A 13,535-nucleotide genomic window follows, 5' to 3' on the forward strand; every position below is an offset into this window, starting at 1 on the left:
CTCAGGCTGTGACGGGCTCGGCCTTTGCCGGGTGCAATGCGCAAACTGTGACGGGCACACCATTCACCGCCGCGGTGCCAGACACGGCATCGAGCAGCAGGTGATCGGTGAGGTCGTTCACGCTCACACCCGCATGGGCCGCCGCCACCTGGGTGCCAATGCCATCGCGATGATGCCCGAAACCGTGGGGCAAGCTCACCACGCCCGGCATGATGTCTGCACAGGCTTGCACGCGGGCGCACACCTCACCCACGCGGCTGGCAATGCGCACCTGGCTGCCCTCGGCAATATTGCGCGCGGCCATATCGGTCGGGTGCATCAAGAGCTGATCGCGGGGTTTGCCTTTAACCAGGCGATGGTAGTTGTGCATCCAGGAGTTGTTTGAGCGAATGTGGCGCCGCCCGATGAGCGCCAATGTGGCCGGGCCTGTGGCTGCCGGGCCCGGGGATTGGGGCAGATGCTCAAGTGCTGCAATAAGCCGCTCGGGGGCCAGCTCTATGGGTGCATCTTTCGAGTAGAGCGCCGCCATTTTGGGCCGCAGTGGGCCCAAATCTATACCCGAGGGCTGATCGCGCAATTGCGCCAGCGACAAGCCGTACTCGCCCGCTTCCAGCATGGGCGCCAACAGCTGATCGGGTGCTATGGCGGGTTTTTCCGGCAGCCCTTTGCGCGCGCGCAAGGCATTGCCAAGGGCCGCGAAGATTTCCCAGTCGTGGCGTGCGCTGGCGGGCTTTTCAAATAAGGCGTCGCTATAGCGGGCGGTGTTGCGCACCGCCAGCGCCAGAAATATCAGGTCGTAGTGCTCGCGCTCAAGGGGCGATGCCGGGGGCAAAATCACATCGGCATGGCGGGTGGTTTCATTGAGGTATAAATCGATGGCCACCATGAATTCAAGCCCGCTCATGGCCGTATCCAGCTGGGCACCGTTAGGCGTAGACAGCACGGGATTGCCGGCAATGGTTAACAGCGCTTTGATCTGGCCTGCACCCGGGGTGAGTATCTCCTCGGCCAAGGCGGCGGCCGGGAATTCACCGGCAAAGGCCGGCAGCCCGCGCACACGCGATTGCACCGGCTCAAATTTTTGCGGGTTGGTGCCCGGTGCCGCCGGGTCTATGGCCGGGTTTGCCAACAGCAAGCCGCCTTCTACATCCAGGTGGCCCGTTAACACATTTAACAACTGAATAGCCCACTGGCACAGGCTGCCATGGGGCTGGGTTGAAACGCCCATGCGCCCGTACACGGCGGCCTTCGGCTCGCGCGCCAGTGCCTCGGCCAGCGATTCAATAGTGCGCGCGCTAATGCCTGTGTGCTGTGCCGCCCGCGCCGGCGTAAAGGGGCGCACAGCTTCTGCTACAGCGTTAACACCGGCCACCAAGGGTTGCAGGTGACCCAAATTAATCAATTGCCGCTCAAACAAATGCTGCAGCATGGCCAGCAGTAAATAGACATCTGTGCCCGGAGTAATCGGTAAGTAGGTATCGGCCTGCTTTGCGGTTTCGGTGCGCCTTGGGTCTACCACCAACAACTTGCCGCCGCGCGCCTGCAAGGCTTTCAGCCGCGCGGGCATGTTGGGTGCGGTCATCACGCTGCCGTTAGAGGCCAGCGGGTTGGCACCCAACATCAACACCCATTGGGTGCGCTCCAAATCCACAATGGGTATGCGCAGCCAATGGCCATACATCAAGCGCCCCACCACATGGTGTGGCAGCTGATCAACAGAGGTTGCCGAAAAGCGATTGCGCGAATTTAACACCCGCGTGGTAAGGCCAGAGTAAAGCCAGGTGCCAATGGAATGAATGGCGGGGTTGCCCGCGTAAATGCCCACGCTGTCGTCGCCGTGTTGGGCTTGAATGGCGCTGAGTTTATCGGCCACTAAATTAATGGCTTCATCCCAACTGGCATCGCGCCAGCCATGTTGGGTTTTTATTTTTGGTGTTCTAAGGCGATCCGGATCTGTGTGAATATCTTGTAGGGCGACAGCCTTGGGGCAAATAAACCCGCCACTTAAGGGGTCGTTCTTATCGCCTTTGATACTGAGAATTTCTGTGCCATCGGTGGTGATTTCTAGCCCGCAAATGGCTTCACAAAGATGGCATGCGCGGCGGTGAGTTTTTATCATTGTGTCCAGACCTCCTGTCAGACACCCATAGTACCCATTATTACTGGCCATACCCATAGGAGCATGGCCATAACGCAACCGAAGCACCGCGATTGAGAAACAATTAGCACTTTTTCCTGAATGAGCGGCGATGTGCGGGCGAAAAACTTAAGCCACTAGTGCCCCCAGCGCGCCGCTTCACCGCGCACATCCACATGCACGAATGGGCCGTGCGCACTGTTGGCGCCATAGCGCCCGACACCACCCACAAGATCTTGCCGGCCGGTATTTTTTACCAACTTATCGGCTCGCTCATACAAATAGGTGGCATCGGCAAGATTCACTTTGCCATCGCCGTTTAAATCATCCATTACGCCATTTTTGGGCAGCACATCCACATACACATCAGCCGCACCGCCATACAGGTGCCGGCTGGCAGACACATTGCCAATTGAACGATTATAAAAAGGCGTGCGGTAACCACTCATGACCACCAGGCCATCGGTTGCGATGCCCTCTTGATTGAGGTCTTGCAACAAAAGCTCCAGCTTTTGCAAAAGCCGCGGGCGCAGCACCAGATACTTGGGATAGCCACTGGCCTGTTTGCACAGAAACTGGCCGAGCGTAAAGTGCGGCGACACAGGTAGCTGCAACATACTGGATTGCACTTCAATGTAACCGGTGGGTGCGGCGTAACTTTTTAAACCGTGACGGGCTGGCGGGTATTCACCAATGCGATAGCCGTTGAGTTTGCCTTGCTTGATGTGAGTGGCAGGCTCCAGCACAAAAATTTGCAGCTGAATGGCGGCCTCGGCTCCGTCGCGCCTAATTATGGCAGGCAAATGGCCGGCCTTTGCGGGTGCAAGCCAAGTGATTTTTCGCGCTTGGCTTTGTATCTCTACAGCACCCACCGTTAAACGGTAGCTGGCGTCATCGTCAAAAGTGAAAGACAGCGCTTGGCCCGGCATGACGGGCTGAAAATCCACGCTGTGATCAATATTGCGCGTATTTACCGCAACTTTGAATGGCGCAAACATCGGGTCGAATGCTGCAGCACTTTTTTCAGCAAGCGACACGCAGGCCGAAAACACAAAAATCAGAAAACCGCGTTTACCCATGTTGGGCACCTCCGGTAAATAATTAAATCGGTGCGTTTAATGCCGCCAAAAGCGGCCTGTCGCGCTTGTAGATATCTGCCCTGAAATGCAGGGTATTGGTGCTGTTTACCCAGGCTGTCCAGTATTCCAGATGTACCGGCATGGGGGATTTAAGGTAAACGGTTTTGGTTTCGCCACTGGCCACCCAGGCGTCTATATCTGCACGGGTGTAGCCTTCGTCACGCAGCAGCAGCTCTGCCAGCAGCATTGGGTCTGCCACGCGAATGCAGCCAGAGCTGAAGGCTCGCTGGTGCTTATCAAATAATTCGCGTGCCGGTGTATCGTGCAAATAAACGGCGTGGCTGTTGGGGAACATAAACTTCACCTGGCCCAGGGCGTTCAGGGGCCCGGGCGATTGCACCAGCCGAAAATTGAAATTCGATTTGTTTACCTTTGCCCAATCTACAGTGGCTGGATCTACCACTTCCGAGCTACCACCGCGATACACGGTAAAACCATACTCGCGCAGGTAATCGGGATTTTTTTGAATTTCCGGTAGCTTGTCGTGAATGGCAAGCTTGGCCGGTACCGTCCAGGTGGGGTTAAATACCAGGTAGCGCACCTTGTCGGAAAACACCGGCGTTTTGCGATAATCGCGCCCCACTATCACGGCCTGTTGCATAACGCGCTCGTCGTTTTCAATCAAGCGCAAATCAAAACCTGCAATATTTACCAATAAAAAGCGCTCACCCAGGTCGGTATCCAGCCAACGCCAGCGCTCAAGGTTTGCCACAATTTGGCCGGCGCGCTCAGCGGGTGTGATGTTCAGCGCTGCAAAGGTTTCCGGGCCAATGTCGCCATCTTGCTGCAAGCCGTGGCGACGTTGGAAATTGCGCACAGCATCGGCCATGGGCGCATCTAACACTTCACCGGCCCAGGCTTCGGGCAAATCACCCAGTAGCATCAAGCGCTCGGCAATCTCTGGCAGCCGTGGGTCTGCGCCATTAAATTTAACGGAGGGGCGTAAACTGAATGCAGGCCAGGGCCTTTCACTGAGCGCGCGCATAGCGCCCAAGGCACTCATCAAGCGCCCATAGCGGGGCTGATTGGGCCTGTGGCTTGCTAGTACATTGGTCACACTCTCGCTTAATAGCGGCGTAAGTAGATCGGGCAGAAGTTCATTTGCCTGCACATTGCGCCATTGCTCTTGCAGAATGCCCGGATCTACCTTGCCATATCGCAAGTGCGAGGCAAGCGTGATAAAGCTGTCGCTCATCAGCAGCTCCAGGTCCACTTGCTCTGCGCGCTCAAGTGACGCTTGGCCTGCAATGCGAGCAAGCATCCCGTGGCGGTAATCCTCTGGCATTAAACCTTCGGCTGCCGTATTGGCAATGGCATTCATGAGTTCATGGGCGCGCGGGCGAAGCTTGCCTTGTGAATCAAACCAGAGCCATGTAAAGCCCTGGCTTTGGTAAAAGGCCTGCAAGGCATCGGCATGGTGCAGGTGCAGGCCCGCGGCACTTGCACTAAAGCCTGCCTGCCAGGCATCCAAGCGTTGCTGCAGCGCATCTTCTGCATAGGCCTGCGCGGGTTGCAGCCACACAGTCAGCAGCAGCGCACAGAAAAAACGGCGAGCACTCATGGCGCTTCCTTTAAACAAATAAGGGATTAAAGTGTAGGCCCTGTTGGCCTGTGAGGTGATGGGCGCAATGTAATATGGCAGCACTGGTTGCGCCAGTGGCTTAGAAAAATAAAAGGCCGGTAAACCGGCCTTTCGTCAACGCAACTAACCTGCCCGTTTAATAGGGCAGGAAGTCGAAGGAGTAATTGAGCGAGGTTTGTGAAACATTGGCTTGCCCGAAGCGAATAAGCTTCAAGCGCGACAATATCTTGCTTTCCAGATCCGGGTCGTTCAGGTCGCTCGAAACGAGTGTCGCTGCACTTACCGAACCGTTGGGCTCAATCACCATTTTCACCACAACCTTGCCTTCCAGCGTTGGATTTTTACGCAGGGCACGGTTGTAGATGGCAAAAATAGCCGCTTTGTTTTTGTCCATTACGCGGCGAATTTCTTCTTCGCTGCGGCCAGACACATCGCGGGTGTTTTTGCTTGCCTTAACCTCGGTGCCACCGGCGGCGAGCTTGGAATCCACCTTGGTGGTTTCACGGCCACTCAATGCCACGCCACCGGTATCACGGCTAACGGCCGCGTTACTGATGCCGCCAGACGTGGTTTTGGCGCCACTGGTGATCATGGAGCGATCCAGTTTTTCAGCCTCTGCCGCGCCACGCGTGATGTTGGCACTGGCCACGTCTGAGGCATCCAAGGCCTCGCGCATGTCCATCAGATCATCCTGGAACTGCAGCAAGCCTGATGTGGCAGCCTTTTCACGGGCTTTGGCCACATCAGGTTTAGGCGGCTCCACTTCCTTGGGCTTTTCTTTGGGCTTGGGCTCTTCCTTGGGTTTTTCCTTAGGCTCTTCCTTGGGCTTTTCCGGCTCTTTGGGTTTAGGTGGTGGTGGTGGCGGCACCTTTTTTTCCAAAATAATTTTGGCCAGCTGCGGCGGCAGTTCTGCGGCCTTTTCGCGGGTAATTTCAGGCACCTTAATCAAAGGAATAATGATGCCGAAAATCAAAAACGCGATACACAGCGCGATCAAAATTTTCTTGTAGCGCTCGTTGTCGTGCTCCAGTGAAGACCAGGGCAAGAGCAAACTGGGCGGTATGATTGCCTGTCGTTTTGCTTGCATAATCCCCGCCTTATGTTTCCGTTTCCGCATCATCTTTACCGGCCTTAGATACAGCCAGTGAGATGTTGCGGTATTCGTTTTCAGCGCAGGTGGCCATCACTTTTTTGAGCAGCGTATAGGGAATGGCCTTGTCGCCCATGATGGTGACAGCGCGCCCTTGTTGTTGCTCCTCAAGGCTCAGCGGGCGAGCGTTGGCGCTCAGGAAATTAAGCTCCTTGGCCAGTGCCGGAATACTGTTGCCCGATTGCGCCATGACCTCAGACACCTTTGCCACGGGGCGCCCGCCCACCAATAGATCGGTGGCGTTTACCCGCACCACTACCGTGGTTTCCGGCATGGTTTCGGCGCTGGAGGTTGGCAGCGTAATGGATTTGTCTGATTGCAGAACCTCTACATCCGAAGAGTTCACCAACAGGAAAAACACCAAAATGGTGAAAATATCCATTAGTGAAACCAGGTTCAACTTAGACTGGTTCTTCAAGCGCTTGTGATGTTTGGCCATGCGCTTGGCGCGTAGCGATTGCTTCATTGTGCAGCCCCCCCGCTTGTTGCAGGCGCACCGTCAAAGGTGATGTTGCCAGGTGCATCGCCCAAGGACACATCGGGGAACAGCTCGGCATCTACCTCGTTGGCGGCAACCACCGCTTTATAGGAGCGCACGGTATCCATTACGGAAACCAGCGTTTGGTATTCAGTATCTTTTTGCGACAGTACCACTATGTCTCGCTTGTCTTTGTCTAGCTCTGCCAGGCGCGCTTTTACGGCCTGCAATATGTCAGACAGCGTCTGGTAATCCTGCTCGCCGGTTTCCAGCTTGGGAATGGCGCGCAGTTTGCGGCCAGCCGGCTGATTAACCACAAAGCCTTCCGGGTGAATTACCACTTCCAGGGTGTACTGGTCGGGTTCATCTTGTGAGGCTGAGGCATCTGCGGCCAGATCGGGCAGTTTTAAATCCAGAACGGTGATGTGCGAAAACACCATGGAGAGCAGCAAAACAGGTACCAGCACAATCATGAGGTTCATGAACGACGTAATGTCGAGCTCGGCCTCCGGCTTGTGTCTGTGTTTGTGTCTCATGTGTAAACCTTTTTGTCAGTGTTCAGTGTTGTGGCTCAGCGGGCTACCGCCAAAGCCGTTACTGAGACGCGTCTTGCGTGCGGGTTTTGGTTAACACAGCCCGCGCACTGGCCATCAGGTTCAAACATTTCACGCCCGCCATTTCCAGGCTGTCTACAATTTCAGTGGTTTTGGTTTGCAGCATGGCGTGCAACAACAACAGCGGAATGGCGGCAATCAAACCGAAGGCTGTGGTGTTCATGGCCACCGAAATAGACTGCGAAAGCAGTGTGGCTTTTTCGGTTGGGTCTGCGTTGGCAACCGCGGTAAAGGCGGCAATCAAACCGATAATGGTACCCAACAGGCCCAAAAGTGTGGCGATGTTGGCCAGAGTGGCCAAATAGGGGGTGCGCTTTTCAAGGCGTGGCACTGCCTCCATCACGCCCTCTTCCATGGCCAGCTCGATGTCGTCACGGCGCTGGGATTCCGCCATGCGCGCAACACCGGCGGCAACCATGCGCGCCACTGGCGCATCGTCCTGGTTGCCCATGGCAACCACTTTTTTGTACTCGCCTTTAGAGAGCAGCGGCAAGATGCGATCAAAGGCGCGGCGGTTACTGATCTTGGCGTGGGTTAAAAACAACCAGCGCTCACAGGCGATGGCCAGGCCCACCACCAACACTAAGGAAATGGGGTACATGAAAGGCCCGCCTTCTTGAAAAAAGCGAACGATGGTGTTGATGAAATCCATAGGTGGTTCCTCGGTTGTGCAGATCAGTGTTCAACAATAGTTGGACTTTGGGTATTGGGTAAAAGTGTTTCGATGGCGTCGATCTCGCGCCGCAGTTCGTTGTGGTCTACGAGCTTGAATACATCGGAAAGTGCTGAATCCATATTGCCTTGCAGGGTTTCACTGCGCTCGGCGTTTTGCCAGGGGATGATATACAACACTTTGGGTTGCTCCTGGTTACCGGTAACGGTGGTACCCAGGCTCACTTCCTGAGCCAGCGCAAAACCGGGCGTCGCAAATGCTAAGGTGGCAGCAACAAAAGCTAACAAGTGGCGCATTATTCACCCTCCTCGGTGGCCGCGGGCTCGGCGGGCGTAGCATCCGCCGGGGCCGGCATGCGGCGTTCCAGATCCACAATCCAGGCGTTTACCAAACGGTCCGGCTCGGGCTGTAGCGCCTGATAGTTGCGGTAATGGCTAAGTGCATCTGCTAAGCGGCCCATATACAAATCGTAAAGTATGCCAAGGTTTTTATGGCTGTTGGCGTGATCCGGCCACACCGCTAGGGCCTGCCGGTAGGCGGTTTCCGCCGCGGCAAAATCGCCCTGCTCGCGCTTAATCAACGCCAAGGCATTGTAGGCGTAAATATTCTTGTCGTTCATGGCCACGGCGTTTTGAAACTGCGCCAGGGCTTCTTCTTTGCGGTTTAGCTCGTAATAAACCCGGCCCAGATTGTAGTAAACACCTGAGTAACCGCCAGATTGCTCGATGGCTTGCAGCAATAAGGGCTCGGCTTTACCCCAGGCTTTTGCCGCCATGGCGGCGTTGGCTTTGTCCAACAGCGCGCGCGTGGCCGGATCGTTTGGCTCGGGCTGGGCGGCATAAGGGTTGGGCACGGGTACGCGCGGGGCATCTGCGGCCGGGTCTAGGGGCTGGTTTAAATCGGGCTCTGGGTCTGCGCGCTCCGGCGCCTCGGGGCTGGTGGCGCAACCGGCCAGTAGCGCCAGCGCAAAGAGCGCGCCCGCGCAGGATTTAATGCAAGACATCGCTGTACTCCAAAACCGCTTCCTGCTTGCGATAGCGTGCCGGCAACAGGCGCGCCAATTCTGCAAAACTGTGTTTTACCCACTCGTCGTAGGTGCCACTCCAGGCGCGCTGGGCGTTGGCTTCAAAAATTTCAATGGCCTGCTCTTCAAAGGGGAAGGCCTGTTCTTCAAGCAGAATTTCATACTGCTCAAGTTCCAGTTCATCCAGCCCCCGCGGGCGCTGTGAATCCATTAAATCGCGGCTCAGCTGGGCGTAGATGGCGCCAATGCGATGGCTGGCCTGGGTGGTGTATTCGGCCACACCGTATTTGAGCAGTGCCTGGTACATATCGAGGGTGTCTTGTAGCGCTTTTTTCTTTTTCGCGAGCGATTGCTTCAGGGGCAGGTTCAACGCGATGCTTTCAAAGGATTTGTAAAAATCATCGGCGCGCACACTGGTGGCCATGGCCGCCAAAGTAATGGAGCGATCGGTGCGTTGATCGCCAGCCGTGCGATCGGTTTCAATGATTTTGCGCAGCCAGTAGTCACGGTTTTGAATATTGCCCTGGGCCAGGTACAACTCGCTTAATTTGTATTGCGCCTCCAGATTTTGGTTAAAGGGCTCCGGGTAGTTGTGCGCATACTCGCGGTAGAAATTGATGGCGTTTTCGGTATTGCCATCGCGCTCGTAGTATTCAGCGGCAATGTAGAGCGACTGTTGCTGCAGTGCCGGGTCTTGGCTGTTGCGCGCCTGCTTTAGCAGCTCCTCTGCTGCGGCCGACCAGTTTTCACTCTGCTCGTAAATCAACACCATTTTGGGCGTGATGCTGGCGGTGAGCGAATGGTTGGGGTAGCGGCTGCGGAAATCCACCAGCAGTTGCTCGGCTTCTTCCCAACGTTTTAATTCAATTAAATAGCTGGCGGCGTCGTACTGTGCGCTGATGGCAATGTCGCTGTCGGGCGCAAGCGACTGCACGCGAATTAACTGCTCCACCGCCAGCGCCATGCTACCGGCGGCAATGAGTTGCTCGGAACGTTTGTATACGCTTGCGGCAATGCGGGTTTTGATGTCTTCACGCATGGGGTCGCGCGCGGGCAAGAAAGTTAACACCTGGTTGTAGGCATACTCGGCCGATTCGTATTGCTCGGTATCGTAATAACTTTGCGCCAAAACCAACCACGCGGTTTTACGTAATTCTGCATCAGGCTCGGGCTGCCATTGGGTAACCTGCACAGCCGCGGCTATGGCATCTTGCGGTTTGCCCTGGGCCAACAGTTCATTGGCCGCTTGGGTGAGCACGGCGGCGGCACGTGTATCGGTTGGGAAACTTTGGGCAAAACGCAGGGAGCTTGCGATTTTCAGGTCTTGCCAGGCGATGCGATCTTGTTCGTTGAGTGTATCGCGCTCGCCAATTTTTGTTGCCGATAAAATCGCACTGTAGCCGGCCTCGGGGCCGCGGGTGGCATCTTTGTATTGGTAGGCCACTTTTTCAAAGGCGGCGAAGGCGGCTTCGAGTTTGTCGGCCTCAAACAGCGCCTCGCCCATCAAGAAGGCCATTTCTGGCGTTTTCGCGTCTTCGGGGAAGGTGCTGATAAATTCCGAGTACCAGAGTGCAGCCTGGGCATAGTGACCAGCGCGTTTGGCTTCCAGTTCCGGCAACGCTTTGGCGCGCTCGGCGGGCTTTAATTTTTCAATATCCGCCTGGGCTTGTTGGGCACTGGCATGCTCGTAACTTGCCAACTCATCCAGAAAGCTGTGCAGGTGTTTGCGAATGGGCTCGCGCTCGGTGTCGGATAAATCTGCCCAGTAGCTACTGGTGAAGCCGTAGTTGCGCACATAGTCTTCTTTGGCCGGCAAAATCAGCGACGGGAAATTGCCCTGCCCGTACACCTCTATCTGGCGCACAGAAAAATTCGGCGAGTGTTCGTCAAGGGGATTGTTTGCCACATAGTGGCCGTAGGTATCTGCGCTGTCGCGGTAGCGCTCTTTTTCCAGATACAACTGCCCAAGCGATTCATAGAGCATGTGGTGATAGTGGCGCTTGCCAATATCCACATAGGTTTGCTCGATGGTATCGGCACCGTCCAGGTAGGAAAAGGTAACGGCCATAATGCGCAGTGAATCGTTTAACAAATTCTGGTTGGAAGATGACAACTCCTGGGCCTTGCTACCGGCCGGCAAAAGCTTATCTAACACAGAGGTGAACGAATCGAGCGATTGCGGATACCAGCCACGTTTGAACATGGCCCAACCGTGCATGTAGGTGGCGTTCAGGTAGTAAGGCGTGGCAGGGCCTGCATCAATTACCGATTGGTAGTGATTGGCAGCGGCCACATAATCGCCGGCACTGAAGGCGGATTCAGCGCGCCGAAATTGCGCCTCTGCCACAAAATCGCCTTCCGGGTGATGCTCGGTCAGCTGGGTGAGCACTGTGTCGGACGCTTCGGTATTGCCCATCAGCGCATGGGCTTTGGCCAACTGGTAGATGGCCTCTTGGCGGGTAGCCGGATCATAGTGTTCATCCATGGGCACTGCCAAGAGCGCCTCATATTGGGTGATCACTTCACGGAAATACGGCGCCGGATCTTCGGTGCCTTCCAGCAATTTTTGTTCGGCGCGCAACATGCTGAGCTCGGCCAGTCGCTCGTAGATGTCGCGCTTAATGCGCTCGTCTTCCGCTACATCCAGGGCGCGCTGGTAGCGTTGCTGCACGGCCAATAACTCGGTATCAGCCACAAGAGGTTTAACCTCAGGCACCCGTGCAGGCTCAAGGGCGGCGAGTTTAGGGCTGTCATCCACCAGGGGATCATCGGCAAAAAAGCTACAACCCGAGAGCGCAATCAGGCTTGTGAAGGTGATGGCTAAGGCCAGTGGCCGCCGTGTTAATCGTTGCGCTGCCATTACTGCTTCAACCGTTCATCGTACAGGCGCGCCACACTTAACCGCGTGCGCGCAAGATAGTTTTTAATGCGAACTTGCTGGGCGTTTAACGCGGCCATCACCTGGTTCTGAAGCGCCCGCTCCTCTTTTAACAGCTGGCTGTCTATGGCCACAATTTCAGCGGCCAGGCGTTGATCGAGCGCCGACATCCGCTCCTGGTAAGGCAGGATTTCCGGCGCCTCGTCGATAGCTTTTTGCAGCGAAACGCCCGCGCGCCCCAGCTCATCAAGCGCGGTTTCAAGTTCGTTTAACGCGGATTTTTGCGCCCACAGATTACTGGAAAATTGCTCTTGGGCATTCCACAAGAGTACGCCTTGGTAAAATTCCAGTTGCTGGCGCTCCCAGTCGGCGGATTCACCGCTGGCCTCTAGTGCCTCAACCGATGCCTTGGCCGATGCCACCCAAGCCATTTGGTCGAGCATGTCTTCATCGGTAACGAGCGCTAAATAGTCGCGGTTTTTTTCCACTTGCATCAGCCAGCCGCGGATAGTGCGCGCCTGTTCACGCAGGCTTGCCTCTAACTGCATTTTGCCTGAGGCCTGCATGGCAGCCACTTTTTCAGCCCGCGCTCGGCCGCGCTGCACCAGCAGATCGGCGTAGACATCCTGCTTTTGTTGCCACTGGGCCAGATTGTTTTGCATGAACAACAAATCGCGCACCGCTTGCACGCGCGATTGAAAATCGTTTTGGGCAAAAATTTCAGATAAATAGGCAAGCTCGGGTTTTAGCGACACGGCAGGGTCCAGCGCAAACCAGCTTTGGTTGCCCTGGGCTGTGCCCTGGCGAATAACGTCTAGCAGGTAGCCGCCTTCAAGCTCTGCCCGCAGTGCCTGAATTTTTTCAAGCTCTTTGGCAAAGATGTGTTCCGCACCTTCGTAGGCATCCAGGGCTGCTACATCGGCGCCGATTTTTTCGTAGGCAAAGGGCACGGCCAATAGGGATTCAAGCACGCTGGTTTGTTGCAGCGAGCCTTCGTTCAGTTTTTGCCAGGGCGCCAGGGCCTGTTCGTATTTATCTTGCGCAGCCCACGCCCAACCCAGGCCCAAGAGTGCTCGGTCTGAATAGGGGCCGGTTAAGCGCACGGCGTTAAAGGCATCTACCGCCTTTTGGTATTCACCTTGCTGAATGTGAATGTAACCGATGGCTGTGTGGGCGCGATCACGCAATGCGCGTTGCACTTTTTGGTGCATGGGGTGTTCGCGCAAGGGCGTTTCGGTGGCGGCTTGCAAGTAGCCCAATGCCTGCACGGCTTCGCCCTGACGCCCGAGCGCCACGCCCAGATTGTAGTTTACAAGCTCGTGCCAGCGGCCCATGTCGGGCAGTTGGCTAAATAATATTTTGGCTTCTTTGTAGTCTTCGTTGCGTAGCAAAATTTGCAGGCGCATGGCCGCCAACTCGCGCGCCAGTCGGCTGTCGATTTCTGCGGAAATGTTGTTAAAACTTTCTCCGGCACCGGCCCAATCGCCCTGCTGGTATTGCAGCTTGCCCAGGTAAAACCAGGCGGTATCGCGCACATTGAGCGGTTTGTTTTCGGTGAGTAATTCACTGAAGGCCGCGCCTGCGCGCTCTTCCATACCGAAGGCCAGGCCAATGGCACCGGCAATAATTTGCGGGTTGTCTTTATGGCCCTGTATACCGCCACGGGCATCGGCCACCATCAACTCACTGAGGGCTGCAAAATAATTTTGTTGGTAGTACTCATACAAGGTAACGCCATAGCGCAAATCCGCCACGGAACTTGGCAGCGCGTCGTCGTCGGCAAAAGCCCAACTGGCACACCCGAAAATTGCCCAGCCACACAACAGCCGGGCAAAGGTTTTAACCCCACCAACCTTCACA

General features: G+C 55.8%; 11 protein-coding genes. All 11 read right to left on the bottom strand.

Translation table 11 applies throughout. From position 1 onward, the window contains the following. Nucleotide 1 precedes the first annotated feature (1 nt). Nucleotides 2-2,119, bottom strand: coding sequence for a molybdopterin-dependent oxidoreductase (locus L1F30_RS17125; RefSeq protein WP_253358050.1), 2,118 nt, complete (start codon nucleotides 2,117-2,119; stop codon nucleotides 2-4). A gap of 155 nt (nucleotides 2,120-2,274) precedes the next feature. Then, nucleotides 2,275-3,216: a D-Ala-D-Ala carboxypeptidase family metallohydrolase gene (locus L1F30_RS17130; RefSeq protein WP_253358051.1), complete on the bottom strand. Its 942-nt coding sequence runs from the start codon at nucleotides 3,214-3,216 to the stop codon at nucleotides 2,275-2,277. 22 nt (nucleotides 3,217-3,238) lie between these two features. Then, nucleotides 3,239-4,837 carry a murein L,D-transpeptidase gene (locus tag L1F30_RS17135; RefSeq protein ID WP_253358052.1) on the bottom strand — a complete coding sequence of 533 codons (1,599 nt, stop codon included), beginning with the start codon at nucleotides 4,835-4,837 and terminating at the stop codon, nucleotides 3,239-3,241. A gap of 157 nt (nucleotides 4,838-4,994) precedes the next feature. After that, nucleotides 4,995-5,945 (bottom strand): AgmX/PglI C-terminal domain-containing protein, encoded by a 951-nt coding sequence (locus L1F30_RS17140; RefSeq protein ID WP_253358053.1) that lies wholly within the window; start codon nucleotides 5,943-5,945, stop codon nucleotides 4,995-4,997. Nucleotides 5,946-5,955: 10 nt separating this feature from the next. Beyond that, on the bottom strand, nucleotides 5,956-6,474 hold the full coding sequence (locus L1F30_RS17145) for a biopolymer transporter ExbD (protein WP_253358054.1): 519 nt from the start codon (nucleotides 6,472-6,474) through the stop codon (nucleotides 5,956-5,958). Then, nucleotides 6,471-7,022 (bottom strand): biopolymer transporter ExbD, encoded by a 552-nt coding sequence (locus L1F30_RS17150; protein ID WP_253358055.1) that lies wholly within the window; start codon nucleotides 7,020-7,022, stop codon nucleotides 6,471-6,473. The genes L1F30_RS17145 and L1F30_RS17150 overlap by 4 nt, the downstream gene beginning before the upstream one ends. 58 nt (nucleotides 7,023-7,080) lie before the next feature. Continuing rightward, the gene (locus L1F30_RS17155) at nucleotides 7,081-7,752 is read right to left on the bottom strand and encodes a MotA/TolQ/ExbB proton channel family protein (RefSeq protein WP_253358056.1); all 672 of its coding nucleotides are present in this window, start codon (nucleotides 7,750-7,752) and stop codon (nucleotides 7,081-7,083) included. Nucleotides 7,753-7,775: 23 nt separating this feature from the next. Next, a complete protein-coding gene (locus L1F30_RS17160) occupies nucleotides 7,776-8,069 on the bottom strand; it encodes a hypothetical protein (protein WP_253358057.1) in 294 nt (97 codons plus the stop codon). Beyond that, nucleotides 8,069-8,776: a tetratricopeptide repeat protein gene (locus L1F30_RS17165; protein WP_253358058.1), complete on the bottom strand. Its 708-nt coding sequence runs from the start codon at nucleotides 8,774-8,776 to the stop codon at nucleotides 8,069-8,071. The genes L1F30_RS17160 and L1F30_RS17165 overlap by 1 nt, the downstream gene beginning before the upstream one ends. After that, complete coding sequence (locus L1F30_RS17170; protein WP_253358059.1) at nucleotides 8,763-11,657, bottom strand: tetratricopeptide repeat protein; 2,895 nt, start codon at nucleotides 11,655-11,657, stop codon at nucleotides 8,763-8,765. Before L1F30_RS17170 ends, L1F30_RS17165 begins: the two co-directional genes overlap by 14 nt. Beyond that, nucleotides 11,657-13,534, bottom strand: a complete 1,878-nt coding sequence (locus L1F30_RS17175) for a lipopolysaccharide assembly protein LapB (RefSeq protein WP_253358060.1) — start codon at nucleotides 13,532-13,534, stop codon at nucleotides 11,657-11,659. Before L1F30_RS17175 ends, L1F30_RS17170 begins: the two co-directional genes overlap by 1 nt. Nucleotide 13,535: the final 1 nt, after the last annotated feature.

Source organism: Simiduia sp. 21SJ11W-1, assembly GCF_024138675.1.
In the GTDB taxonomy this organism is placed as follows: domain Bacteria; phylum Pseudomonadota; class Gammaproteobacteria; order Pseudomonadales; family Cellvibrionaceae; genus Simiduia.

Coding starts and splice junctions, on each gene's coding strand:
- L1F30_RS17135 (WP_253358052.1), bottom strand. CDS start 4,837: ATGAGTGCTCGCCGTTTTTTCTGTGCGCTGCTGCTGACTGTGTGGCTG.
- L1F30_RS17125 (WP_253358050.1), bottom strand. CDS start 2,119: ATGATAAAAACTCACCGCCGCGCATGCCATCTTTGTGAAGCCATTTGC.
- L1F30_RS17155 (WP_253358056.1), bottom strand. CDS start 7,752: ATGGATTTCATCAACACCATCGTTCGCTTTTTTCAAGAAGGCGGGCCT.
- L1F30_RS17150 (WP_253358055.1), bottom strand. CDS start 7,022: ATGAGACACAAACACAGACACAAGCCGGAGGCCGAGCTCGACATTACG.
- L1F30_RS17160 (WP_253358057.1), bottom strand. CDS start 8,069: ATGCGCCACTTGTTAGCTTTTGTTGCTGCCACCTTAGCATTTGCGACG.
- L1F30_RS17165 (WP_253358058.1), bottom strand. CDS start 8,776: ATGTCTTGCATTAAATCCTGCGCGGGCGCGCTCTTTGCGCTGGCGCTA.
- L1F30_RS17130 (WP_253358051.1), bottom strand. CDS start 3,216: ATGGGTAAACGCGGTTTTCTGATTTTTGTGTTTTCGGCCTGCGTGTCG.
- L1F30_RS17140 (WP_253358053.1), bottom strand. CDS start 5,945: ATGCAAGCAAAACGACAGGCAATCATACCGCCCAGTTTGCTCTTGCCC.
- L1F30_RS17170 (WP_253358059.1), bottom strand. CDS start 11,657: ATGGCAGCGCAACGATTAACACGGCGGCCACTGGCCTTAGCCATCACC.
- L1F30_RS17145 (WP_253358054.1), bottom strand. CDS start 6,474: ATGAAGCAATCGCTACGCGCCAAGCGCATGGCCAAACATCACAAGCGC.